This is a genomic window from Alicyclobacillus suci (assembly GCF_017329615.1).
GTDB classification, from domain to species: Bacteria; Bacillota; Bacilli; order Alicyclobacillales; family Alicyclobacillaceae; genus Alicyclobacillus; species Alicyclobacillus suci.
In genome coordinates this window covers 1-23,447 of the sequence record NZ_JAFMTW010000003.1, presented here as the reverse complement: position 1 = coordinate 23,447, position 23,447 = coordinate 1, and the positions used below count along the sequence as shown (strand labels likewise).

Annotated in this window: 24 protein-coding genes; 23 read left to right on the top strand and 1 reads right to left on the bottom strand. The window is 54.1% G+C overall.

The genetic code is table 11. The features are described 5' to 3' along the window. Positions 1–50 precede the first annotated feature (50 nt). The 6 genes from dnaK (at position 51) to deoC (ending at position 7,708) form a co-directional block, all read left to right on the top strand. A complete protein-coding gene (dnaK, locus tag J3482_RS02535) occupies positions 51–1,886 on the top strand; it encodes a molecular chaperone DnaK (protein WP_206922005.1) in 1,836 nt (611 codons plus the stop codon). Positions 1,887–1,989: 103 nt separating this feature from the next. Beyond that, on the top strand, positions 1,990–3,126 hold the full coding sequence (gene dnaJ / locus J3482_RS02530) for a molecular chaperone DnaJ (protein WP_206922004.1): 1,137 nt from the start codon (positions 1,990–1,992) through the stop codon (positions 3,124–3,126). Between the two features lie 156 nt (positions 3,127–3,282). Beyond that, positions 3,283–4,233, top strand: a complete 951-nt coding sequence (prmA, locus tag J3482_RS02525) for a 50S ribosomal protein L11 methyltransferase (RefSeq protein WP_206917394.1) — start codon at positions 3,283–3,285, stop codon at positions 4,231–4,233. Next, entirely contained in the window at positions 4,233–5,009 is a 777-nt protein-coding gene (locus J3482_RS02520; protein WP_206917396.1) for an RsmE family RNA methyltransferase, read from the top strand. Before prmA ends, J3482_RS02520 begins: the two co-directional genes overlap by 1 nt. A 6-nt stretch (positions 5,010–5,015) precedes the next feature. After that, the gene (mtaB, locus tag J3482_RS02515; RefSeq protein WP_206922003.1) at positions 5,016–6,428 is read left to right on the top strand and encodes a tRNA (N(6)-L-threonylcarbamoyladenosine(37)-C(2))-methylthiotransferase MtaB; all 1,413 of its coding nucleotides are present in this window, start codon (positions 5,016–5,018) and stop codon (positions 6,426–6,428) included. Continuing rightward, positions 6,425–7,708 carry a deoxyribose-phosphate aldolase gene (deoC, locus tag J3482_RS02510; protein WP_206917409.1) on the top strand — a complete coding sequence of 428 codons (1,284 nt, stop codon included), beginning with the start codon at positions 6,425–6,427 and terminating at the stop codon, positions 7,706–7,708. The genes mtaB and deoC overlap by 4 nt, the downstream gene beginning before the upstream one ends. Here deoC and J3482_RS02505 read toward each other — a convergent pair. Next, positions 7,685–8,620: a Na/Pi cotransporter family protein gene (locus tag J3482_RS02505; RefSeq protein ID WP_206917410.1), complete on the bottom strand. Its 936-nt coding sequence runs from the start codon at positions 8,618–8,620 to the stop codon at positions 7,685–7,687. The genes deoC and J3482_RS02505 overlap by 24 nt on opposite strands. Positions 8,621–8,828: 208 nt before the next feature. Here J3482_RS02505 and rpsU point away from each other — a divergent pair, with 208 nt between their 5' ends. The 17 genes from rpsU (at position 8,829) to J3482_RS02420 (ending at position 23,412) form a co-directional block, all read left to right on the top strand. Then, positions 8,829–9,011, top strand: a complete 183-nt coding sequence (rpsU, locus tag J3482_RS02500) for a 30S ribosomal protein S21 (protein ID WP_021295262.1) — start codon at positions 8,829–8,831, stop codon at positions 9,009–9,011. Between the two features lie 26 nt (positions 9,012–9,037). Beyond that, complete coding sequence (locus J3482_RS02495) at positions 9,038–9,481, top strand: GatB/YqeY domain-containing protein (protein ID WP_206917411.1); 444 nt, start codon at positions 9,038–9,040, stop codon at positions 9,479–9,481. 126 nt (positions 9,482–9,607) lie between these two features. After that, positions 9,608–9,904 carry a YabP/YqfC family sporulation protein gene (locus tag J3482_RS02490; RefSeq protein WP_206922002.1) on the top strand — a complete coding sequence of 99 codons (297 nt, stop codon included), beginning with the start codon at positions 9,608–9,610 and terminating at the stop codon, positions 9,902–9,904. Then, on the top strand, positions 9,901–11,124 hold the full coding sequence (locus J3482_RS02485) for a sporulation protein YqfD (RefSeq protein ID WP_236017817.1): 1,224 nt from the start codon (positions 9,901–9,903) through the stop codon (positions 11,122–11,124). Before J3482_RS02490 ends, J3482_RS02485 begins: the two co-directional genes overlap by 4 nt. A gap of 84 nt (positions 11,125–11,208) precedes the next feature. Further along, on the top strand, positions 11,209–12,192 hold the full coding sequence (locus J3482_RS02480; RefSeq protein ID WP_206917416.1) for a PhoH family protein: 984 nt from the start codon (positions 11,209–11,211) through the stop codon (positions 12,190–12,192). 67 nt (positions 12,193–12,259) lie between these two features. After that, positions 12,260–14,380: an HD family phosphohydrolase gene (locus J3482_RS02475; protein ID WP_206922001.1), complete on the top strand. Its 2,121-nt coding sequence runs from the start codon at positions 12,260–12,262 to the stop codon at positions 14,378–14,380. Further along, complete coding sequence (ybeY, locus tag J3482_RS02470) at positions 14,377–14,847, top strand: rRNA maturation RNase YbeY (protein WP_206917418.1); 471 nt, start codon at positions 14,377–14,379, stop codon at positions 14,845–14,847. The genes J3482_RS02475 and ybeY overlap by 4 nt, the downstream gene beginning before the upstream one ends. Before the next feature lie 25 nt (positions 14,848–14,872). Next, positions 14,873–15,394: a diacylglycerol kinase gene (locus J3482_RS02465; RefSeq protein ID WP_206917419.1), complete on the top strand. Its 522-nt coding sequence runs from the start codon at positions 14,873–14,875 to the stop codon at positions 15,392–15,394. After that, positions 15,384–16,274, top strand: coding sequence for a GTPase Era (gene era / locus J3482_RS02460; protein ID WP_206917420.1), 891 nt, complete (start codon positions 15,384–15,386; stop codon positions 16,272–16,274). The genes J3482_RS02465 and era overlap by 11 nt, the downstream gene beginning before the upstream one ends. Positions 16,275–16,421: 147 nt before the next feature. Next, entirely contained in the window at positions 16,422–16,574 is a 153-nt protein-coding gene (locus tag J3482_RS02455) for a YqzL family protein (protein WP_206917421.1), read from the top strand. Between the two features lie 37 nt (positions 16,575–16,611). Next, positions 16,612–17,391, top strand: coding sequence for a DNA repair protein RecO (gene recO, locus J3482_RS02450; RefSeq protein WP_206922000.1), 780 nt, complete (start codon positions 16,612–16,614; stop codon positions 17,389–17,391). Next, on the top strand, positions 17,388–18,218 hold the full coding sequence (locus tag J3482_RS02445) for a pyruvate, water dikinase regulatory protein (protein ID WP_206917423.1): 831 nt from the start codon (positions 17,388–17,390) through the stop codon (positions 18,216–18,218). The genes recO and J3482_RS02445 overlap by 4 nt, the downstream gene beginning before the upstream one ends. A 427-nt stretch (positions 18,219–18,645) precedes the next feature. Further along, positions 18,646–20,484, top strand: a complete 1,839-nt coding sequence (dnaG, locus tag J3482_RS02440) for a DNA primase (RefSeq protein ID WP_223204228.1) — start codon at positions 18,646–18,648, stop codon at positions 20,482–20,484. After that, positions 20,484–21,602, top strand: coding sequence for an RNA polymerase sigma factor RpoD (rpoD, locus tag J3482_RS02435; protein ID WP_021295275.1), 1,119 nt, complete (start codon positions 20,484–20,486; stop codon positions 21,600–21,602). The genes dnaG and rpoD overlap by 1 nt, the downstream gene beginning before the upstream one ends. 190 nt (positions 21,603–21,792) lie before the next feature. Continuing rightward, positions 21,793–22,386: a YdcF family protein gene (locus J3482_RS02430; RefSeq protein ID WP_236017816.1), complete on the top strand. Its 594-nt coding sequence runs from the start codon at positions 21,793–21,795 to the stop codon at positions 22,384–22,386. 13 nt (positions 22,387–22,399) lie between these two features. Continuing rightward, positions 22,400–23,155, top strand: coding sequence for a tRNA (adenine(22)-N(1))-methyltransferase (locus tag J3482_RS02425; protein WP_206917424.1), 756 nt, complete (start codon positions 22,400–22,402; stop codon positions 23,153–23,155). Next, positions 23,152–23,412 (top strand): Nif3-like dinuclear metal center hexameric protein, encoded by a 261-nt coding sequence (locus J3482_RS02420; RefSeq protein ID WP_206921999.1) that lies wholly within the window; start codon positions 23,152–23,154, stop codon positions 23,410–23,412. The genes J3482_RS02425 and J3482_RS02420 overlap by 4 nt, the downstream gene beginning before the upstream one ends. Positions 23,413–23,447 lie beyond the last annotated feature (35 nt).

Genomic DNA, 23,447 nt, shown 5'->3' with positions numbered 1-23,447 from the left:
CGCTCATCCAGAATTGAATTGTAAATCGTGTGATGGAGGAGGAACCTTCAGTGGCAAAAGTCATTGGTATTGACCTTGGTACAACCAACTCGTGCGTCGCTGTGATGGAAGGCGGCGAGCCTGTCGTTATTCCAAACGCAGAGGGTAATCGCACAACCCCGTCCGTGGTGGCATTCACCAAAGACGGCGAACGTCTGGTAGGGGATGTCGCGAAGCGGCAAGCTATCACCAACCCGGACCGCACGATTATCTCCATCAAGCGCCACATGGGTACAGATCACAAAGTGACGATTGACGGCAAATCTTACACGCCTCCAGAAATTTCGGCAATGATTCTGCAAAAGTTGAAAGCGGACGCTGAAGCGTACCTTGGGGAACCGGTCACGCAGGCGGTCATTACTGTGCCGGCGTACTTCAGCGACAGCCAACGCCAGGCGACGAAGGACGCCGGGAAAATTGCTGGCCTCGAAGTCTTGCGTATCGTCAACGAGCCAACCGCTGCGGCACTTGCTTACGGTTTGGAGAAGGACGAAGACCAGACGATTCTCGTGTTCGACTTAGGTGGCGGTACGTTTGACGTATCCATTCTCGAACTCGGCGATGGCGTGTTTGAGGTGAAGGCGACCAGCGGGAACAACCACCTGGGTGGTGACGACTTTGACAACCGTATCATGCAATATCTGATTGATACGTTTAAGAAGGATACCGGCATTGACTTAGGGCAAGACAAAATGGCCATGCAGCGTTTGAAAGACGCAGCGGAAAAAGCGAAGAAAGAGTTGTCTTCGACGCTGACGACGACGATTTCGTTGCCGTTTATCTCGGCTGATGCAACAGGGCCAAAGCACCTTGAAGTCAACTTGACGCGCGCGAAATTTGAAGAGATTTCGGCGGATTTGATTGAGGCGACACTGGCGCCGACGCGCCAAGCGCTGCAAGACGCGGGCTTGTCGCCAAGCGACATTCACAAAGTCATTCTCGTCGGTGGTTCGACGCGTATCCCGGCTGTGCAAGAAGCGATTAAGCGGTTGATTGGCAGTGAACCATCGAAAGGCGTCAACCCGGACGAAGTCGTCGCTATCGGCGCAGGTATCCAGGCGGGTGTGTTGACGGGCGAAGTCAAGGACGTGGTATTGCTCGACGTGACGCCGTTGTCGCTCGGTATCGAGACGATGGGTGGCGTATTCACGCGCCTCATCGACCGCAACACGACGATTCCGACGTCGAAAAGCCAAGTCTTCTCGACGGCTGCGGACAATCAGACGTCCGTTGAAATTCACGTCCTGCAAGGGGAACGTGAGATGGCTCGCGACAACAAGACGCTCGGTCGCTTCACGCTGTCTGACATTCCACCGGCACCGCGTGGCGTCCCGCAGATTGAAGTGACGTTCGACATCGATGCCAACGGTATCGTTAACGTCGCGGCGAAAGACCTCGGTACGGGCAAATCGCAGCGCATCACCATCACCGCGTCGAGCGGCTTGTCCAAGGAAGAAGTTGAGCGCATGATGCAAGAGGCGCAGATGCACGCGGAAGAGGATAAAAAGCGCCGCGAGCAGGTCGAGATTCGCAACGAAGTCGACCAACTTCTCTACCAGACGGAGAAGACCATGAAGGACCTTGGCGACAAACTCGATTCGGCGCTGAAGGCAGAGGCTGAAGAGAAGCAAAAGGCGCTTCGCGACGCGCTCGCCGGTACCGAAACTGAGCCGATTACGAAGGCCAAGGACGAACTGACAGAGGTCCTGCACAAGCTTTCCACCAAGTTGTATGAGCAGGCAGCTTCCGCGCAACAGGGTCAGGCTGGTGATGCTGGTGCCGGATCGAAGGCGGATGATAACGTCGTCGATGCGGAGTTTACGGAAGTTGACAAAGATCAGAAGTAAGCTTTTGAATATGAAGCTTTCGGATGAGGCAGGGATGACGGATCCCTGCCCATCGTTGTAAGATATACAAAGTTGTCATGATGAAGGAACTGGAGGTGTGCCGGTGAGCAAGCGAGATTATTATGAGGTCCTCGGTGTCAGCCGGTCAGCCAGTCAGGAAGAAATCAAAAAAGCCTATCGCAAGTTGGCTCGTCAATACCACCCTGACGTCAACAAGGATGATCCGAGCGCGCCGGAAAAGTTTGCCGAGATTGCCGAGGCGTACGACGTGCTTTCGGATAGCCAGAAACGCGCCCGCTACGACCAGTTTGGCCATCAGGATCCGACGCAAGGTGGGTTTGGTGGCGGAGGCCAGGGCGCTGGCTTTGGCGATTTTGACTTTGGCGGGTTTGGCGACATTTTTGATATGTTCTTCGGCGGAAGTGGTGCGCGCTCGCGCGGGCCGCAACGCGGACAGGACTTGGAGTACGAGCTGGAAGTGGATTTTGAAGATGCCGCATTTGGCGTCGAGGAAGAGATTCAGATTCCGCGCACAGAGACCTGTTCGACCTGTGGCGGGAATGGTGCCAAGCCAGGCACGCAACCGCGGACGTGTACGGTGTGTAACGGTACAGGTGAGCAGCAAACCGTTCAGTCGACGCCCTTTGGTAGGATGGTCAACCGCCGCATCTGTTCGAACTGTCATGGGCGCGGCGTGATAATTGAGCAGCCTTGTCCTGATTGTCGCGGGCAAGGTCGCAAACGCGTGCGCCGAACCGTTCAAATCAAGGTGCCAGCTGGCGTCGACAATGGCACGCGTTTGCGCGTGTCTGGCGCTGGTGAGGCGAGCCCCAACGGTGGGCAGCCTGGCGACTTGCATATTGTCATCCGGGTGCGCCCGCATGAGATCTTTGAGCGTGAGGGCACGAACGTCTATGTCGATATGCCGCTGACGTTCGTTCAAGCTGCGCTCGGTGACGAGATTGACGTGCCGACGCTGGACGGGGATGTTAAACTGCGGATTCCGGAAGGCACGCAGTCAGGAACGATGTTTCGGTTGCGCGGAAAAGGGATTCCGCGACTCGGGTCGACAGTGCGAGGAGATCAGCACGTGCGCGTGCAGGTGTTGACGCCGACCAATTTGACTGAGCGGCAAAAGGAATTGTTTCGCGAACTCGGCAAGGAGTTGGGTGTGCAGACGCACGAGCAGGCGAGATCGTTTATGGAACGGATGAAGGACGCGTTTCTCGGCAACGCCTAATGACGCGATATTGGAAAATGGGAAAGAGCCGCCCTTGATTACGAGTCGGGGCGGACGACGAGTACGGTCCAGGTCGCTGGGCCGTTTCGTTTTGTTTTGCAAGTGGTGGGTGCACATCGGAAATTGAGGTGCGCATCGAATCGGAGGAGGTTGGTTATGCACTGGTGGCAGGTTCAATTCAAGGTGACGCACGAGGCGGCGGAGGCAGTTGCGGCATTGTTGCAGGAATTTCCTGACTTGCAAGGGGTTCAATTGGAGGGGATTGGCAATGTCCACATTCCGCACCCGGAGTACGGCGAGTGGTTCGACGAAATGATTGTTCCGACTGACGGGGTCGAAGTGTCGGTGTATTTTCCAGAGGGACACGAGCCGCAAGTCGTTCGAGCCCGTGTGCTGGATGTCGTGGAGCGCGTTCATGCATCGGGTCTCGACGTCGGAGCAAAGGCGCGCGATATTCGTATCGATTCGGTCGACGACAGCACCTGGTTGAATGCGTGGAAGGAGCATTATCACCCGATTCCAGTGGGCGATGAGCTGGTGATTGTGCCGATTTGGAATTTATCGGATTTGCCAGAGGATCTGGCGTCCCGCAAGCCAATCATCGTGGAACCCGGCATGGCGTTTGGCACCGGGACACACCAGACCACCCACCTGTGCACGCAAGCGCTTGCCGAACTGGATTTGAGCGGCGCCAACGTCCTTGACGTCGGAACTGGGACAGGCATTCTCGCAATTGCGGCCGCGCGGTTAGGTGCGTCGCATGTCACGGCCATCGATATTGATCCGGTAGCCGTCGACGCGGCACACCAAAACGTCGAACACAACGCGCTGTCAGACGTCATCACGGTGCAGGAGGGGAATTTGCTTTCTGGTTATGCGCAGGATGCGAAATTCGACGTCGCGGTGGCAAACATCTTGCGCGATATCGTCATTCTCCTCTTGCCACAGGTCGCGCGCCGACTCAATCCGGGTGGCTACTTGCTCACGTCTGGATATATCGACACGCAGGCTCCAGCCGTCGAAGCAGCGCTTTTGACCGAAGGCTTTCAGGTGGCCAAGCGCTACCAAAAGGACGACTGGATGGCCATTTTGGCGGTGAAAGACTGATGTTGCCGCGTGTCTTTGTCCCTCATGCCGGGGCACAGCGGCATCACGAGATTCAGCTTGGCGAGGCCGATGCGCATCATTTTGCGCGCGTGTTGCGCGTCAAACCGGCAGAGCAACTTGTTGTCGTGACCCTTCATGGCCCTTGGCTGGCTGAGATTGTACAAGTGTCGAAAGACGCGGTGACAGCGCGTCTACTGGAACAGTATCCTTCGAGTGAACCGGCTGCCCACATCGTGATGGTTCAAGGTGTGGCAAAAGGTGATAAGATGGAGACGATTGTGCAAAAGTGTACAGAGGTTGGTGCGCATTCTTTTGTTCTGTACCAGGCCGAGCGGTCTGTTGTAAAGTTGGACGGGAAAGTGGAGAACAAACTCGCCCGTTGGCAGAAGGTCGCCCGAGAAGCGGCCATGCAGTCACAGCGGGATGCCATTCCGGCCGTTCGTTACGAGACGCGGTTGTCTCAGTTGTGCGAAGGACTGTTCGCGGCGGGGATTGAGCAGTTTATCGTACTCGATGAGGCGGAGCGCGCCGTGGGTTTGGTCAACGCACTGGCGCATTTCGACGCGTCCCATCGTGTGTCCGAGGGGACAACTCGACCCAAACGGGCCATTTTTATTGGTCCTGAAGGTGGCTGGAGCGACGCTGAACGTGCCTATTTTGAGGCGTGCGAAGCGGCGGTATTGGTGACGCTTGGCCCACGCATTTTACGCACCGAGACGGCTGGCGTCGCCGCGCTCGCCATTGCACTGGCGCATTTTGGCGATATGGGAGGTTGAAGGTTCGTGCCTACAGTGGCGTTTCACACGCTTGGCTGCAAGGTTAACTTTTATGATACAGAAGGTATTTGGCAAGTATTTAAGCACAACGGCTACACGCAGGTGCCTTTCGAGGAACCCGCTGACGTGTACGTCGTCAATACGTGTACGGTCACGCACAGTGGCGACAAAAAGAGTCGACAGATGATTCGTCGCGCCATCCGCACGAACCCGGAATCAGTGGTCGTCGTCACGGGTTGCTACGCGCAGATTGCGCCAGAGGAAATCGCCCGCATTGAAGGGGTCGATCTCGTCATCGGCAACGACAAAAAATCTCGGATTGTCGAGTACGTGGAGGAAGTCCGGCGCGAGCAGCATCCCTTTACAGTCGTCGACAACATTTTGAAGACGCGCGAGTTTGAGGAACTTGACGTGCCATTTTTCGAGGAACGCACGCGTGCCAATCTGAAAATCCAGGATGGCTGTAACAATTTTTGTACGTTTTGCATTATCCCGTGGGCGCGCGGGCTCATCCGCAGCCGCGCACCGGAGAAAATTATCACGCAAGCGACGAAATTGGCGCGCGCAGGGTATCGTGAAATTGTTCTGACGGGCATTCACACAGGCGGCTACGGAGCTGATCTCAATGGCTATCGATTAGCGCATCTCTTGCGAGACCTCGAACAGGTGCCAGAGCTTTACCGGGTACGCATCAGTTCCATTGAGGCCAGTGAAATCGACGATGAGTTAATCGACGTTTTGCGCCATTCCACGCAAGTGGTGAACCACTTGCACGTGCCGATTCAGGCTGCGAGTGACGCGGTACTCAGGAAGATGAACCGCCACTACACGGTTGCGCAGTTCGCTGAAAAACTGGCTAAGTTGCGTGAGGCGTTGCCGAACTTGGCGATAACGAGCGACGTCATCGTCGGTTTTCCGGGCGAGACTGACGAGCAGTTTGAAGAGACGTACGAATTCATTCGGCGTGAACGTTTTTCGGAACTTCATGTATTTCCATACTCTCAGCGCAAGGGGACACCTGCGGCGAAATTCCCGGATCAGGTTCCCGATAACGTCAAGCACCGGCGTGTCGAACGCTTGCTTGAACTGTCCAGACAGTTGACTGCGGCGTACGCGAGATCTTTTGTCGGCAAGGAGATTGAGGTCATCGCCGAGCATCCGGGCCGGATGGCGGACGATGGCACGAAGGAGCTTGTGGCAAACCATCCGTTGGCAAATCGAATTGTGGTCGGTCACGCGGACAATTATTTGAAGGTGGCGTTCGTGGTACCGGAAGGGATTGACTTGACGTCGGTGGTCGGCGAGGTCTCGAAGGTTCGGATTGAAGAGACGAGTGCGACGTTGCAGATGGGGTCGTTCGTCTCGCAGGTGACAATTCCAGAGGTGACCACAGAGCGTGCGAGGAGGATGACATCATGAGTAAGCGAGTGGAACGCGCTGCCGGCGGCATTGTTGTACGTGGGCAAGGCGCGCATCGCGAGGTGTTGTTGATTGATGATGCGTATGGACGTGTCACGTTTCCCAAGGGGCATTTGGAAGCGGGTGAGACGTGGGAAGACGCCGCAATTCGCGAGATTCTCGAAGAGACGGGTATCGAGACGCGCATTTTGGCGCCGCTTGGTCGCGTTGAATACCCGATTACGCGCGATGGTGCGCCTGTGCGCAAACAAGTGCGCTTTTATCTGCTGGAGGCAATCGATTCCGACGTGACGCCGACGCACCAGGCCGAGGAAGTGCGCGCGGCGTACTTCTTGCCGATGGCCGAGGCGGAGGCAAAACACCGTGAACAAGGCTATGCGAACTGGTCGTTCGTCTTTGCGAAGGCGCGTGCGCTTTTGGCGTGGCGAGACGGAGAGTTTGAACGGCGCTGGCGGCAGCTTTCCAACGATACTGCGCGCGCTGTCGTCGACGAGGCGTGGAAGGCTGCACGCCCAGTTGTCGAGCAGATGGTTGCGGCCTGTAGGGACGAATTGACGACAGTCATGCCTGAGTTGACATTGCCGCCGGTCGCGTCAGAGACGCTGCCGCGGGGGGCTGCGTTCGACGTCGATGATATTCGATTTGCGGTTGAACACACGCTCTTAAAACCGGAAGCGTCGGTTGTCGATATTGAAAATCTTTGCCGGGAGGCAAAGGAGTACCGTTTTCCACTCGTCTGTGTGAATCCTCAGCACGTCAGTCACGCCGCTTTGCATTTGGCAGAGAGCGAGACGGAGGTCTGTACGGTGGTCGGCTTTCCGCTGGGTGCCACGTCGCCGGATGCGCTGGCGGCGGAAGTGCTCGAGCTCGCTGCGAAAGGTGCGCGAGAAATTGACATGGTGATTCCGGTCGGATCGCTTGTAGAAGACGATGTGTGGACTGTGTACCACCATGTGGCGCGCGTGGTTCGCACGGCGCAAAATCTGCATCCGCGCCCGGCAATCAAGGTGATTCTGGAGGCGAGCGCGCTGACGTTTGACCAGGTCATCAAAGGTGCTTTTCTCACCGTCGCGGCAGGCGCGGATTATATCAAGACTTCCACTGGCTTCCACAAGGGCGGCGCCACGTTGGCGGATGTCAGCGCCATGGCGATGGTTGCAGGCACCGTCAGCAAAGTCAAAGCTGCCGGTGGCGTTCGCACGCCCACTGCAGCATATAATCTGTTGGCGTATGGCGCGAGCCGACTCGGTACGAGTTCAGGCGTGCAACTCGTCCGGTAAAAGCCGCTCGATGAGCGCTGCGAATTGTCGCGTGAATGGCCACACGACAACTGTGCAGACGATATTAAAGATGGTGTGTGCGTTGGCGATAAGTTGCGCCGGGTCTTGACTGAGCCAGCCAACCATTGTGGTAAACGGGCCAATGATGGGCAAGAACGCGAGTGCGCCGATGACGTTGAGAATGACGTGCGCGAGCGCGACTTGCTGCGCTTGTCGAGATTCACCGATGGCGGCGATGATGGAAGTGAGGCAAGTGCCCACATTGGCTCCGAGCACGATGGCCACGGCGCCGGTCATTGGAATGATGCCAGAACTACCGAGCGTCATGGTGAGAATCGTCACCGCTGTCGACGACTGCACGATGGCGCTCGTGAGGCAGCCAGCGACCATGGCGAGCACCGTCTGGCCACCTGCTACGGACAGGGCGTGGGTGAACCAGTGGCTCGTCGTGAGTGGGTGCAGAGACACCTTGAGTGCCTGCAGCGCGATAAAGATGCAGGCAAAGCCGATGAGCCCTTCGCCGGGCCGGCGGAGTACGGGCTTGCGTGTGAGTACTGCAAGAATGCCGAAGCCGAGACTGGGGATGACAATGCCCCATAAGTTGAGGTTGAGTACTTGTGGCGTGATGGTTGATCCGACGTTTGCCCCGAGCACAATACCGAGCCCGCTGCGAAAGGTGAGGCTCTTCCCGGCCACCAAGCCTACGGTGATGGCGGTGAGCGCCGCGCTGCTCTGAAGGATGGCTGTCGTGACGGTCCCCGTGAGAATGCCGCGCGTCGGCGTCTTCGCCAAACGCTGCACCCAAATTGCCAAGCGTCCTTCTGCCATGCCTTCGAGTCCGTGGCGCATGACCTTGAGTCCGCCGATGAAGGCCACGAGTGACAGTATCACTGCTGCGACGTTTGCCCACATGTGCCGCCCCCCCTATCCGCTTTGAAGGTATGCGGACGAGCTGCAAAACATGCTCGTTGTGGACGATGATGGGGAACTTAGGTTGATTTGGCGTGGATTGGCTGTCATTTGCGAAGGATTTTGCCCCATTTGTGCGCAGGGATGTTTGACTAGTTTTTTTTGACTGTACTATAATACGTTTGATGCATCATTGGAGGGAGGGAATAGGATGTCGGAAATCCGGATACGTAAGAACGAATCATTGGACAGCGCACTTCGTCGGTTTAAAAAGCAAACCGCGAGGGACGGGGTGCTGGCCGAGGCTCGCAAGCGTTCGCACTACGAAAAGCCAAGCGTTGCGCGCAAGAAGAAAGCGGAGGCAGCTCGCAAAAATAAGCGTCGCGGCTTCTGATTTCGCGACTTGCAGGAGGACCTTTCGTGGAATTGCTGGAACGTCTGAATCAAGATTTGAAACAGGCGATGAAGGATAAGGACAAAGTCCGTTTGTCCGTTATCCGAATGGTGAAATCCGCTACGAAGAACCGAGAGATTGAGCTCGGGCATCCTCTTTCTGATGAAGACGTTCAGTCTGTGATTCAGAAAGAGTTGAAGCAACGCAAAGATTCCCTCCAAGCGTTCCAAGATGCGAATCGAACGGATTTGGCTGAAACCGCAGAGCAAGAAATTCGGATTTTGCAGGACTACTTGCCGCAGCAATTGGATGAGCAAGCACTTCGCGAGATTGTGACCCAAGTCATCGAGCAAGTTGGTGCAACATCGAAGGCGGATATGGGAAAAGTCATGGGTCAAGTCATACCGCTGGTGCGCAATCGTGCAGACGGTAAGGCAGTTCAGCAGATGGTCCAGTCTTTGCTGTCATAATTTCAACTGAATCAATCCATGGACAAACCGTCGCTATTGTGCGGCGGTTTTTCTATTTTGGCGTGGGATAGGTGTACTAGCCTGTCAATTATCCTCATACGCATCACACTATGGGGAGGAGTGGCCATGCCTGGATGGAAATCACGCCTAAAACAATCTGCGACTGAATTCTTGAAGTTGCCTCCCGACGCACTTCTGGAAGTGTCGCGCGTCACGTGCGTCGATGGCAAAAACGTGGTGGTGGAAAATGCTCGGCGACTGCTCAAAGTCGAAAACACAAAGGTCACCCTTGACCTTGGGGAGCAAATCCTCACCATTCACGGCCAGGACTTTGAAATCGTTCTTGTCACGGACAAAGAGGTGCACGTCACGGGGCAGGTGGCGAGCCTGGAATATACGGCACATGGACGGGGTGCGCTATGAAGTACGCACGCTGGATGTATGCAATGTATGGCAGTGTCACACTCCATTTGCGCGGACGGGCCGTGGGGGATTGTCTCGTGCAGTTGCACGAGCGGGGAATTCCACTGCGTTCGGTGCGCGTCTATGGCGACGCTGGACAGTGTACTATTTGTCTGAAGGATTTCGATGACGTCTACCGCGTCTGCCGCGCGCATCGCGTGCGGTTTCGAATCGTTGACCGACAAGGGCTGCCGTTTCTGCGAAAACGCATTTGGAAACGAAAAATGTTCGCGTTGGGTGCTATCTTGTTCGTCTGCATCATTTATGGCATGTCGTCGATGATTTGGCGGATTGACGTTCTGGGTGTGGAAGACCCGGATGGTGTCGCACAGATTCGGGAAGCGGCCAAAGCCTCTGGGCTCTATGTTGGGCAACGTCGCGCGACGCTTGGGGATCCCTTTGTGGTGCAGCAAAAGATTTTGGCTAAAGCCTCCGACTTTGTTTGGGTGGGATTGCGTACTAACGGGTCAGTCGCGACGATTCAAGCGCTGCAAAAGGTGAAGGGCACAGAGAAGACGGCCAACCAGCCGCACAATATTGTCGCAAGCGTACCTGCCGTGATTCGTACGGTGGCCGCGACGCGTGGACGGGTCGTCGTCAAGAAAAACCAGTATGTAACCCCTGGTCAAGTCTTGATATCTGGAGCGCTGACCGACGGCGGTCCTAGTGTGCCTGCAAGTGGTGACGTCCTGGCGGAAGTTTGGTATACATCTAAAGTCAGTGTCCCGTTAAAAGTTATAAAGAATGGCTTGACTGGTGAATCTGTTACACGGGATTATCTTTTATTTGGTGCTTGGCGCATTCGTGTTTGGGGATTCAAAGAGCCCCATTTTCGCGCGTCGTATGAGCGGGACAAGACGACCGATTGGCATGTGGGCAAATTTGCCCTGCCGATTCAGATGCAACACGTGCAAGTGTACGAGGCGACTTCGCGGGCAGAGGCCTTGTCGGTGGCTGCGGCAAAACAAAAGGCGCAAGAACTGGCGTCAGCAGATGTTCAGACGAAAGTTCAGGGAGCCGCTCAGGTCCTCGGGCAATCTGTTTTACATCAGCAAGTTTCACATGGTACTCTATACGAGACAGTGCTGACGCGCGTGGAACAAAACATCGGTGTCACAGCCGCGATTCCCGCACCAAAGGAACCGAAGGAAACACCGAAGAAACCTCAGGGAACGCACTAGGTTTCTCGGCGTGCAGGACTCTCGTCTTTCTGGTGCGTCACGCTCAGGCATCATGGACAACATCACTCGGGAGATGGTTGCTGGTTGACGGATAACCAAACGGTTCGTAAGTGGGTTTTCGCGACGAACGAGGAGGCAGTACGCGTCCTCGGTCCAAATGATACATTGCTCACACGTCTGGAACAGTCGTTTGCCGCGAAAGTGACGATGCGGGGCACGGAGGTCGTATTCACGGGCGAAGCGGCGGAAGTTGACCTGATGTACGCGGTGGTGAGTACGCTCACGACGCTCGCGAAGCAGGGCATTCAGCTCGGAGATGCCGATTATCGCTATGTCATCCAAATGTCCAAGTCGGACGACTTAGACAGCGTTGTTGACATCTACACCACGGAGATCGGAACGACCTACAAAGGGAAGGCGATTCGCGTCAAGACGCTCGGCCAGCGTCATTACGTCAACGCAATTGGCCGAAACGATATTGTCTTTGGCGTAGGGCCGGCTGGAACCGGCAAAACGTATCTCGCGGTGGCCATGGCGGTTATGGCACTCAAGCGCGGGGAAGTCAAACGCATTGTCCTGACGCGGCCGGCGGTGGAAGCTGGCGAAAAGTTGGGGTTCTTGCCAGGGGACTTGCAGGAAAAGGTCGACCCGTATCTGCGGCCGCTCTATGACGCGTTGCACGACATCTATGGGTTGGAGCAAGTGCAGCGGGCGATGGAACGCGGAAATATTGAGATAGCCCCACTCGCTTACATGCGTGGGCGGACGCTGGATGACAGCTACGTGATTTTGGACGAGGCTCAAAATACGACGGCGGAGCAGATGAAAATGTTCTTGACCCGCCTTGGCTTTCATTCGAAGATGGTGATTACAGGGGATGTGACTCAAATTGACTTGCCGACAGGCAAGACATCTGGTCTCGTTCATGCGCACAGGGTGCTCAAAGAGGTAGAAGGGATTCACTTCCATCTGTTTTCCGCATCTGACGTGGTTCGTCACCATCTTGTACAAAAAATTATTGACGCATATAACCGAACTGACGAGGGAGAGCCGTCCGCAATTGTCTGACAATCTGCGGGCGGCTGCCTTTCCATATAGGTGGCTTTCGTTGCCAGGAATTTAAGGAGAATGAATCATGGTCTTTTCGCGATGGGGACAAACCATCCGTGAATATTTAGATGACGACAGATTTCGCGGGAACAGGCGAATTCGGTTGATTATCTACTTAGCCATCGGCGTTGTGATGTATGCAATTCTCGTCGGCAGCATCCTGCCGCCGAGATATCATCTGACGATTGGTCAGACGAGTCCAGTCACCATTCGGTCACCCATTACGACAGTCGACACAGCCGCGACGCAGGCGGCAAAAGAGGCCGCAGAGCAAAAGGTGCCGAAACAGTATGAGCAATCGACGCAAGTCGAGACGAATGCGGTAAATCAGGTCGATACTCTGTTCGCCACAGCGGCGCAGGTCGTCTCCAACAAGTCGCTCTCGTCTGCGCAAAAACTCGACACGCTGTCGTCAGCGGCCCCTAAAAAGGTGTCGCAGTCGACGTTGCAGGCGCTGCTGACACAGACGCCGGCGCAAATTAGTACGTTGCAAAAAGATGCGGATAGAATTGTGAACGATTTGCTCGGTGCGCCGTTTTATCAGGAGTCGATGCAGCAAGCTGGTTTATTGGTCGACCGGCAACTCTTGAATAATTTCGATCTCGACAAGACCTCACAACTGATTGTTCGCGACGTCGTCGTCAGTGTGCTCAAACCGAACATGGTGTATCAAGCGGCTGCGACAGAGCGGGCCAAACAACAGGCGGCCGCGACCGTTCCTGACGTGATGATTCACCAAGGCGATTTAATTGTCTCAAAGTACGGTATTATTACATCCAGTGTGCTCAGTAAACTGCAGGATGTCGGACTCTATGCAAAACATCCGAACTACAGCGTGGCGGTTGGGTTTGCTGGATTTATCGCGCTGTCGGTGGGTCTACTCGCTGCCTATATCGAGCGGCGCCCCCCGGGTCGGCGTCTCGATAATTTGATGTTGGGCATTCTGGGCCTCGTCTCGGTGCTCATGTCGGTGCTCATCGTCTTGACGAAATGGGTAGCGAGTACGGTCGGTTCCTCGTCGGTAGCGTATGTTTTGCCGATTTCGCTTGGCGCGATGTTGATTACGGTGATGATGGACAGCTCGCTCGCGGTGGTGGCATCGTTTTATTATTCATTTTTGCTGGGAGCTGCGCTGAGTTTTAATTATGATTTTGTCTTTTATGGATTTGTCGCTTCCTTGGTTGGGGCGTATAGCGTCGCAAAGGTGACCAGCCGCGGCACGTTCATGCGGGCCGGATTTTTCGTGTCGTTGATGAACATGGGGGCCGTCATTGTATTGCACCTGTTACAGACGAACCGCAGTGAAGACTTTCATTCGTTCTCATTACATATTGGACTCGGAGCCCTCAATGGAATTATCGCGGCTATCCTCGCGATGGGGGTTTTGCCGTTTTTCGAGACGGCGTTTGGCTTGTTGACACCGATTCGGTTACTCGAGTTATCAAACCCAAACAATCCACTGTTGCGCCAAGTGCTCATGGAGGCGCCGGGCACGTATCACCACAGCTTGATTGTCGGCAACTTGGCGGAAGCTGCGGCTGAAATTGTCGGGGCTGATCCGCTATTGTGTCGCGTGGGTGCGTATTATCACGACGTGGGCAAGACTAAGCGGCCAGCTTTCTTCGTGGAAAATCAAATGACGAAGGAGAATCCGCATGATAAAATTGCGCCTAGTTTGAGCCATTTGATTATCACTTCGCACGTCAGCGATGGCTTGGAGATGCAAAAGCGCGCTGGTTTACCAAAGCCGATTCAAGACATCTGCGCCACGCATCACGGTACAACGATTTTGTGGTATTTCTACAACAAAGCCAAGGAGTTGGATAAGAACGGAACCGTCAAAGTCGACGATTTCCGTTATCCAGGGCCAAAGCCAAAGACGCGAGAGTGTGCTATTCTGATGATTTGCGACGCGGTTGAGGCGGCTGTTCGCAGTATGGCGCGGCCCACGCCAAACCGTGTCGAGGGCGTCATTCGAAAAATTATTCGAGACCGTTTGCAGGATGGGCAGCTCGACGAGTGTGACTTGACATTGCAAGATCTAGATGTCATGATTGGCGCCTTTATGAAGACACTAAAGGGCGTTTACCACTCGCGTATTGAGTATCCAGATATCGATAAACTTCGGAAGGAAGTCGCAAAATGAGTGCCGAGCGTTTGGACGTGGCGATTGATACACACGTTGATTGGCCACTGCCAGGAACTGAGATAGAATCTTTTACCAAGAGGATTTTAAATGCCTGCGCGGAGCGGATTGACGTCGCTGGGGAAGTATCCGTGTTATACGTGGACGACGCCGAGATTCACGAGTTGAACCGCACATATCGGAATGTTGATCGCCCGACGGATGTACTGTCGTTCGCCATGCTGGAAGGCGAGGACGATTTCCCCGATTTTGAGGCGCCAGCGATGCTTGGGGACATTGTGGTAAGTGTCGATAAAGCGCGCGAACAGGCTGAGGACTACGGACATTCGCTGGAGCGCGAGATGGCTTTCTTGTTGGTTCACGGATTTTTGCATCTGAACGGGTATGACCATCAGGATGAGGCGAGTGAACGTGAAATGTTTGGGTTGCAGGACGAAATCCTGGGCACATTGGGGATCACGCGCTAATCCGAGATAATGAGGCGACCCATCTATGCACTACACATCGAAATATAAAACAAGGTCTTTTCGCAAGTCGCTTCAGTATGCCTTTCACGGCATTGTATACGCGTTTCACCAAGAGGCGAACATGCGACGGCACTTCTGGCTGTTCAACGCGCTCACGGCGTTTGAGTTGGTATTGCGACCGACATTGACCGTCGTCGTGGTGAGCCTGTTCGTCGCGATGTGTATCTTTTGCGCTGAGCTGTTTAATACCGCGATTGAACTTGTGGTGGACTTGGCGGTTGGCTGGCGGCATCACCCTATCGCCGGATTGGCCAAGGACGTCGCTGCTGGCGCCACGTCGATGTTGGCACTGGGCAGTTTGTTTGTCGGCGTGTGGATTATTGTGGGGACGATTCCACTGCGCTTTCGTCTGTTGACCGCTATTCATCCGCTGGCGACCGCGATGTTGTTAGTCGCCTGTGTCGCCGTGTGGGTCGTCCGGTTCTGGCCGGTGCGGCCAATTGAAATCAGTTATCCTGAGAAGAAGGAGACACAAGATGGGGTATAAGTCAGGCTTTGTGGCTATTATAGGGCGCCCGAATGTGGGAAAATCGACGTTGCTTAACGCCATGATTGGGCAAAAAATCGCCATCATGTCAAAGCGTGCGCAAACGACGCGCAATCGCATTCGCGGTGTCCGCACGACTGACTCGTCACAGACCATTTTTATCGATACGCCAGGCATTCATACGCCGCACCATCGATTGGGCGAGTACATGGTGGAAATTGCGACGCAGACCTTACAAGAGGTAGACCTCGTTTTGTTTGTCGTCGACGCGACGACGGGTTTGCACCCTGCGGAGCGCGAGATAGTCAAACAGTTTGAGGCGGTCCGCACGCCAATCTTTTTGGTGTTGAATAAGGTGGACGCAGTCGAGAAGCCGATTTTGCTGGAGCACATTGAGACGTACCAAAACATTCATGCCTTTGACGAGTACGTTCCTATTTCAGCACTGAAGCATGACCAGACAGAGACGCTTGCGAAACTGATTGAGGACAGGCTGCCAGAGGGACCAAAGTTTTATCCGGACGAGATGGTGACCGACTATCCTGAGCAGTTTATCATCGCCGAAATCGTGCGTGAAAAGGTGCTTCAGTTGACACAAGAGGAAGTGCCACACGCAGTGATGGTCGAGGTCGAACAGATGGAACGTCGCAATCAGGATACGCTGTACGTGCATGCGGTGATTTACACAGAACGCGACAGTCAAAAAGGCATCTTAATCGGCAAACAAGGGCAAATGCTCAAACGTGTGGGTGAGTTGGCGCGCAAGGAGTTGGAGGCTCTGTTGGGCTCGAAAATCTATTTGGAATTGTGGGTCAAGGTCAAAAAGGATTGGCGCAATCGGCCCACGCTTCTCCGGCAGTTCGGTTTTAACAATGAATGATAGATTTGAGCGATGAATGACTAGAAATATTCTTTTGTATTCCTGAAATTGTTACCATGCCCCGTTTCGTATAGTCGGTGGCCGGTGCGGTAGAATATAGCCAAGCTCAACGTGCGACCAATACGCTCTTGAAGGAGACGATTTGAGTTGCGGGACTACACTTGGCAAATGTTCGAACTGACGGGTGATATCGACGCGTATCTATTGTATCGGGCAGCGGACGGGTATTGTCCAGAGTCACAGACAGATGCACCTGATGAGGCGAGTTCTGAGGAAGTTGAGGGGAATTTGCCGCAGTAGATGATTTGCCTTGTCTGACACACATGGGAGTGGGAATGTGCTGTATAACACCGACGCTATCGTCATCCGAACGGTTCGCTATGGGGAGACACACGCAATTCTGACGTTGTTGACGCCAGAAGGGCGGGTGTCGGCAATGGCTAAAAGTGCCCTTAAACCACAGAGTCGCCTGGCAGCCGGGGCACGTCTGTGCGCACAAGGTACTTATTTTATCTATCAGGGCAGTGGTCTTGGTAATATTCAGCAGGTAGAGGTGACAGCAAGTCGCCGACGCCTGCATGAAGATTTAGAGTCGGCGGCTTATGCCGCCTATTTTTGTGATCTCGTGTTTGCAGCGGCGCCTGAGCGACCGGTTGGCGACCCCGCGATGTATCGACAGTTTTCAGCGCTGTTGGACACATTAATTGGACGTCCAAAAGATAGTGCGCTGCTGGCTCGTGTGTTTGAGACGAAAATATGTTATTGGTTAGGTGTAAGTCCCGATTGGCGTTTTTGTATTCGCTGTCACACGCCGCTTGTGAACGGATATCGCTACCACATGGGCGAGGGCGGGTTTGTCTGTAGCGCTTGTACGACGACAAGTGACGGCAACTTGTCCTATGCTGTGCCTAGTTCTACCGCTAAGATACTTTACTTGTTTGAGCGCACGTCCATTGAGAAACTCGGGCGTTTGGATATTTCTGCGGCGACGAGTCGCGCGCTCACGCAAGCACTATACTATCAACTAACGGATTTCGGAGGTCTCTATTTAAAATCCCGGGATGTTTTAAACCAGTTGTTGGATGTGTTTGACCGAAAGGATGGCGAGAGCGGTTGAGACAAATTCCAGTAATCTATGTTGTGTCTGATTCGATTGGCGAGACAGCCGAATCAGTCGTTCGTGCAGCAGCGAGTCAATTTGACGGGGGTCATGTCATCTTGCGCCGTGTGTCGTATGTCAAAGATACACAGACCATTGAGGAAACGGTGAATGCGGCAGCCGTGGAAGATGCGTGTATTGCCTTTACCCTCATCGTGCCAGAACTAAAGTCGCAACTGGTGCGCCGAGCCCGGGCACTTGGTGTACGCTATGTCGATATTATGGGGCCGATGATAGAAATGCTTCAGGATGTGGTCGGTGAACGCCCAAGGTTGCTGGCTGGCCTCGTTCATCAGCTAGATGAGGATTATTTTCGCCGTGTGGAGGCCATAGAGTTCGCTGTCAAGTATGATGACGGCAAAGACGTGCGGGGGCTATTACAGGCAGATGTGATTTTAGTCGGGGTATCGCGTACGTCAAAGACACCGCTAAGTATGTATTTGGCACATAAAGCTATCAAAGTCGCCAATGTGCCACTGGTTCCTGAGTCGCGCCCCCCAAAACAACTAGATGATCCAGAAGTCAGAAATAAAATTATCGGGCTCACCATTCGGCCAGATAAGTTGAACCTGATTCGCCAGGAGCGCTTGCGTGCGCTGGGACTGAAAGATGAGTCCATGTACGCAAGTTCAACGAGAATTGTCGAGGAACTGGCATATGCTCGCACAATCATGGATACACTGGGGTGTCCGGTTGTCGATGTCAGTGACCGCGCTGTGGAAGAGACCGCAGGTATCATTCTGGATATTTTCTCCGACCGGACAGCGGGGCATTCGCCGTCGTAGTTTGCATTCAACTGCGCCATTCAAGCCATTCAATTGGTAAACTTTTATCTCTACTTACCGTTTTGTAAGTTAGTCGTGAAGATGTTAGAATAAGAGGAATGTACCCTGAGACTCAATTTGTAACAAGTTTCTCACCGTAAAGCACACATATGTACGTTTGTCAAACCATACACTGGATTGAAGGAATAAAAAGAGGATAATTTTAACTTGAGGCGGCGATACTAGGTCGTATCTTGATGTACGTGGACGAATGATGACGTCGATTGCCAGTGAACTGTGTCGACATGTCGATGCGTGACAAAGTTCCTCGACTCAAATTTCGTTCAGAAGGAGGAAAGTATCTTTCTTCGTAGAATATCAGTGTATATGTTGAATGGCAAGCCGATTCGACCTACGAGGAACTCCTCGACTACGAGGTGAGAGGCCTGTGAGCAAAGTACCTGAGTGGTTTCTTCAGGAACTGCGCCAAAAGGTCGATATCGTGGACGTCGTATCTGACTACGTTCAGTTGCGCCGAAGCGGGCGTTCGTACTCTGGACTGTGTCCGTTTCACAATGAACGCACTCCGTCCTTTTCAGTGTCCCAAGACCGCGGTATGTACCATTGTTTTGGCTGTGGTGCAGGTGGGACAGTGATTAATTTCGTGATGGACATAGAAGGGGTGTCATTCCAAGAAGCGGTCATCGTGCTCGCAGAGCGAGCAGGTTTGACAGTTCCGGAAGGGCTTGGTGCGGGTGCGACGCAACCCAACACGAAGCAACAGCGACATCGAGAAGCACATGACCTTGCGGCACAGTTGTATGGGTACATTTTAATGAATATGTCTGCGGGTGTGCAAGCCCTTTCCTATTTAGAAAAGCGAGGAATCTCGCGGAAGACCATCGTGGATTTTCGCTTAGGGTTTGCGCCTAACAGTCAGGATGTTCTCGTATCTGCGTTACGGCGGCGCGGGTTTCAGGATGAGGAACTGGTCTCCTGTGGGTTGGCAGTCGAGATGGGCAACCGCATTGTAGATCGGTTTCGTGGGCGAATTATGATTCCCATCTGTGACAAAAAAGGCGAAGTTGTCGCATTCGGTGGAAGAACGATGTTGCCAGATGGGAAACCTAAATACCTGAACTCGCCGGAGAATGATGTCTTTCACAAGAGCAGGCTGTTGTATAACTTTCATGTGGCAAGAAAATTTATTCGTCAACAGCGAACGGCTATCCTGCTCGAAGGGTACATGGATGTCATCTCGCTGACACAGGCGGGGATTTCGTCGGGTGTCGCGTCGTTAGGCACGTCACTGACAGAGGAACAGGCGAAGCTGTTAAAAGCGGACGCCGATAGGGTCGTTATTGCCTATGACGGAGATGCTGCAGGTAGGAAGGCCGCGATTCGGGCGATTGATATCTTGCAAGGGGCGGGGATAGAACCTGTCGTGCTGTCGATTCCAGATGGCCTTGACCCCGACGAGTACGTTCGCACCTATGGTGGTGAAGCATTTACGCGCCTTTTGAGCCGGCAAACAATGTCCGTCGTTCAATTTCTGTTAGATGACTTGCGCCAGACCGCAAATTTGGTCAGTTCGGTTGGGCGTACCGATTTCGTGCGTTCAGCACTACAATTATTAGCGCAACGCGCGACACCGGTGGAACAGGAATATGAGCTGCGAAATTTGTCACAGGAATTTAACTTGTCCGTCGAAACGTTGAAGGAAGAACTTCGTGTCTTCACGAAACAGAATAAGAGGCATCGCGAACAATCGGTTGAACGCACTGCACAGGCGATTGCCGCGCAACCGTTGGAACGTGCCGTATCGCGTGCTAGCACGGAGTTACTCAAAGCGGTTCTTTTCGACGAACAAGCGGCGGCGTATGTAATGGAGAAGGGGTTGACTGAGCTCGCCGAGCCGTTACAGACGGCGTTGTTGGCTCAGTTGTACGCATGGCGCTTAGCCAATCCGACGAGTGATCCGTCGACATTTGTCGACGAATTGGAAGATGAGCCGCTAGTGCAATTGGCTTCGTCATTGTTTTTTGGAGACGACATCCCTGAGTTTTCCCAAGACTTGTTGGATGACTATGTCCGCACGGTGGAACGCCATCATCTGGAGGAGGACTACCGAGTGCTGCTTCGCCGTTGGATTGAGGTTGAAGCGTCAGGCGATACAGAACGAGCTAGAGAGATAAAGTTGCAAGTGGAACAACTTCAGGACCAGATTGCAACATTGAAGCTACCCCGAGAGCAAAATGCAGGAGGGGTAAAGGAGGCGGGGATGTAATGTCTAAAGCAAAAGACGAAGTACGCGAAGAAGAACGAGGATTGACAGTACAACAAGCAAGACAACAACTCGTAGAGTTGGGCAAGAAGCAAGGCTCACTCACGTATGAAGAAATTACAGACCGCCTGGCCCCGTTCGACCAAGACACAGATCAGCTGGATGACTTCTTTGAGCACTTGGCGGAACAAGGAATTGATGTCGTCAATGAGCGGGATGACGAAAACCGCGGGCAAAGCGATTCGAGCGATGACGAGTACGATTTAAACGACTTGTCCATGCCACCAGGGGTAAAGATTAGCGACCCGGTGCGGATGTATCTGAAGGAAATCGGACGTGTGCCACTGTTGTCCGCGCAAGATGAAATTGAGCTGGCAAAACGGATTGAAGCTGGCGATGAAGAAGCCAAACGGCGTCTCGCCGAAGCGAATTTGCGCTTGGTCGTCAGTATTGCAAAGCGGTATGTCGGCCGCGGCATGTTATTCCTCGACCTTATTCAGGAGGGGAATCTCGGACTGATTAAAGCGGTTGAGAAGTTTGACTACCGCAAGGGCTATAAATTCAGCACGTACGCGACTTGGTGGATTCGCCAGGCCATTACGCGGGCAATCGCCGACCAAGCGCGCACGATTCGAATCCCTGTGCATATGGTCGAAACTATCAACAAGCTGATTCGCGTGAGTCGTCAGCTGTTACAGGAACTCGGCCGCGAACCGACCGCTGAAGAAATTGCACAGGAAATGGACTTGACGCCGGATAAGGTTCGCGAAATCCAAAAGATTGCGCAGGAGCCAGTTTCACTCGAGACGCCTATCGGCGAAGAGGACGATTCGCACCTCGGGGATTTCATTCCGGACGACGAGGCGCCTGCTCCGGCAGATGCAGCCGCATACGAGCTGTTGAAAGAACAACTCGAGGACGTGCTTGACACGCTGACAGAGCGCGAGGAAAATGTACTGCGTCTGCGCTTTGGTCTGGACGATGGACGGACGCGTACGCTGGAGGAAGTCGGCAAGGTGTTTGGCGTGACGCGTGAGCGTATTCGTCAAATCGAAGCCAAGGCGCTTCGCAAGCTTCGCCATCCGAGTCGCAGCAAACGTTTGAAGGACTTTCTCGAGTAAGGTTCGCTTTGCTCGCGGCGGCGTCGGGATATGCATAGATTCAAACAGCCTGCGTGCAAAAACGTGGGCTGTTTTTATATCGCGAAAGCTTGACACCGCATTTGGCGTCTATTTTTGCCCGGTCTCACGTATTGTAGGATAGACCAACCCGCTGCGTGCTGGTTGGCGCCGACGTGGGGTGGTGCCGGGTATGATTGTCAGTCTGTTACTGATGGCCGCTGTCGTGTTCATCGCCTATACAGGAACCTCCATGTTCGTACATAGATTCGCACTTTACCTTCGCGAAAGTGGCCGTCGTGAGCGCCCTGTCGTCAGTCAGACTTGTATCGTCCTTGGCGCGTACACGGACGGATTTCGGCCAAGCCTGCCACTGCAAGGGAGATTGCGTGCGGCGTTGCACTTGTACCGACACGGCGTCGTCCAAACCCTTATCGTCAGTGGTGGGCAAGGGGAGGATGAGACCGTGTCTGAGGCGAGATCGATGAAACGGTTTCTGATGATGAACGGCGTGCCGCCGTATGTCATTTTTGAGGACAGACAATCCAAGGATACGTGGGAGAACTTAAAGAACAGTCAGCGTTTGATGGAGCAACTTGGGTTCACGACGGCTGTGATTGTCACCAGTGATTATCACTTGCCTCGCGCCTTGGCCGTCGCTCGCACACTGGGGATGAATGTGACGGGTTTTGCGGCATATTCTACGGGCGAGGAAAGCCGTGCGGCTCGCCGCGAAGTGTTTGCGCATATCCAATACACGTTGAAGGGACGCCAACCCTTATTTTGAGAAGAGGTTTGTCATGCAGTTAATTCCGCTGTCCAAGCGCCTTCACACCATTGTGGAATACATACCAAAGACCGGGGTGCTGGCTGATATTGGGACAGATCATGCCTTTATCCCCATCCATGCCGTGCAATTGAATCGCGTACAGCGGGCGATTGCGACCGATTTGCGATCCGGCCCACTCCAAAAGGCCCGGGAAAATGTAGCGAAGTTTGGGCTGTCAGGCGTGATCGATCTCCGGCTAGGCAACGGTCTCGCACCGCTCGCGCCGGGTGAGGCGGACGTCATCGTCTCTGCCGGCATCGGCGGTCACGTGCACACGGAGATGTTGACTTCCGGACTCGCGGTTGTGCAGCGGGCCGCACGCGTCATTTTTCAGCCGATGAACGCAGGACATCGGTTGCGTCAGGCACTTGACCAGCTCGGCTTTCGACTCGTCGATGAGCGCCTGGTGCTCGAAGATGACCGCGTGTACGAGATTATTGTGGCGGAGCCGACGTCGGGTCAATCAACACCGGATCCCGCTTATTCCGCCATCCGCCACGACCCGCACCGCCTCGCCCAGGCATACACGTATGGGCCACTTCTGATGCAGGCGCAAAGTCCCCTGTATCAGTTGCGCTTAACGCGCGAAATTGAAAAATTACAGGCGGTACTCGGCAACGTCGCCCAGAGCCACAACGAGGCTGCGGGTGAGCGGGCCGCCCGGTTGCGCGCGGAGATTGAAGATATGCAGATGCTGTTGCGAGAAGGGAATGGTGATTACGCATGAAGGAAACGTTGACTGCGGGCGATGTGGTTCGGTTGTTGGACGAGCTTGCCCCACCGGCACTGGCGTTGCCAAACGACAAGATTGGCCTCCAGGTCGGCCGTCTCGATAAGCCGGTCACACGGGTGTGGGTCGCCCTTGAGGCATCCCCGGACGTCGTTGCGGCGGCAGTCGAAAACGACGTTCAACTCATCCTTGTCAACATCGGATTTAATTCCTCAAAAAAATCGGGTAGATTTCCCCAAAAACATCGGTTTTGATTTCCTCAAAATCATCGCGTAAGATTCCCCGGACA

Bases quoted from the DNA above. Each gene is read 5' to 3' on its own strand.
- prmA (WP_206917394.1), top strand. From the start codon at position 3,283: ATGCACTGGTGGCAGGTTCAATTCAAGGTGACGCACGAGGCGGCGGAG.
- J3482_RS02520 (WP_206917396.1), top strand. From the start codon at position 4,233: ATGTTGCCGCGTGTCTTTGTCCCTCATGCCGGGGCACAGCGGCATCAC.
- deoC (WP_206917409.1), top strand. From the start codon at position 6,425: ATGAGTAAGCGAGTGGAACGCGCTGCCGGCGGCATTGTTGTACGTGGG.
- J3482_RS02505 (WP_206917410.1), bottom strand. From the start codon at position 8,620: ATGTGGGCAAACGTCGCAGCAGTGATACTGTCACTCGTGGCCTTCATC.
- rpsU (WP_021295262.1), top strand. From the start codon at position 8,829: ATGTCGGAAATCCGGATACGTAAGAACGAATCATTGGACAGCGCACTT.
- J3482_RS02490 (WP_206922002.1), top strand. From the start codon at position 9,608: ATGCCTGGATGGAAATCACGCCTAAAACAATCTGCGACTGAATTCTTG.
- J3482_RS02485 (WP_236017817.1), top strand. From the start codon at position 9,901: ATGAAGTACGCACGCTGGATGTATGCAATGTATGGCAGTGTCACACTC.
- J3482_RS02475 (WP_206922001.1), top strand. From the start codon at position 12,260: ATGGTCTTTTCGCGATGGGGACAAACCATCCGTGAATATTTAGATGAC.
- ybeY (WP_206917418.1), top strand. From the start codon at position 14,377: ATGAGTGCCGAGCGTTTGGACGTGGCGATTGATACACACGTTGATTGG.
- J3482_RS02465 (WP_206917419.1), top strand. From the start codon at position 14,873: ATGCACTACACATCGAAATATAAAACAAGGTCTTTTCGCAAGTCGCTT.
- era (WP_206917420.1), top strand. From the start codon at position 15,384: ATGGGGTATAAGTCAGGCTTTGTGGCTATTATAGGGCGCCCGAATGTG.
- rpoD (WP_021295275.1), top strand. From the start codon at position 20,484: ATGTCTAAAGCAAAAGACGAAGTACGCGAAGAAGAACGAGGATTGACA.
- J3482_RS02430 (WP_236017816.1), top strand. From the start codon at position 21,793: ATGATTGTCAGTCTGTTACTGATGGCCGCTGTCGTGTTCATCGCCTAT.
- J3482_RS02425 (WP_206917424.1), top strand. From the start codon at position 22,400: ATGCAGTTAATTCCGCTGTCCAAGCGCCTTCACACCATTGTGGAATAC.
- J3482_RS02420 (WP_206921999.1), top strand. From the start codon at position 23,152: ATGAAGGAAACGTTGACTGCGGGCGATGTGGTTCGGTTGTTGGACGAG.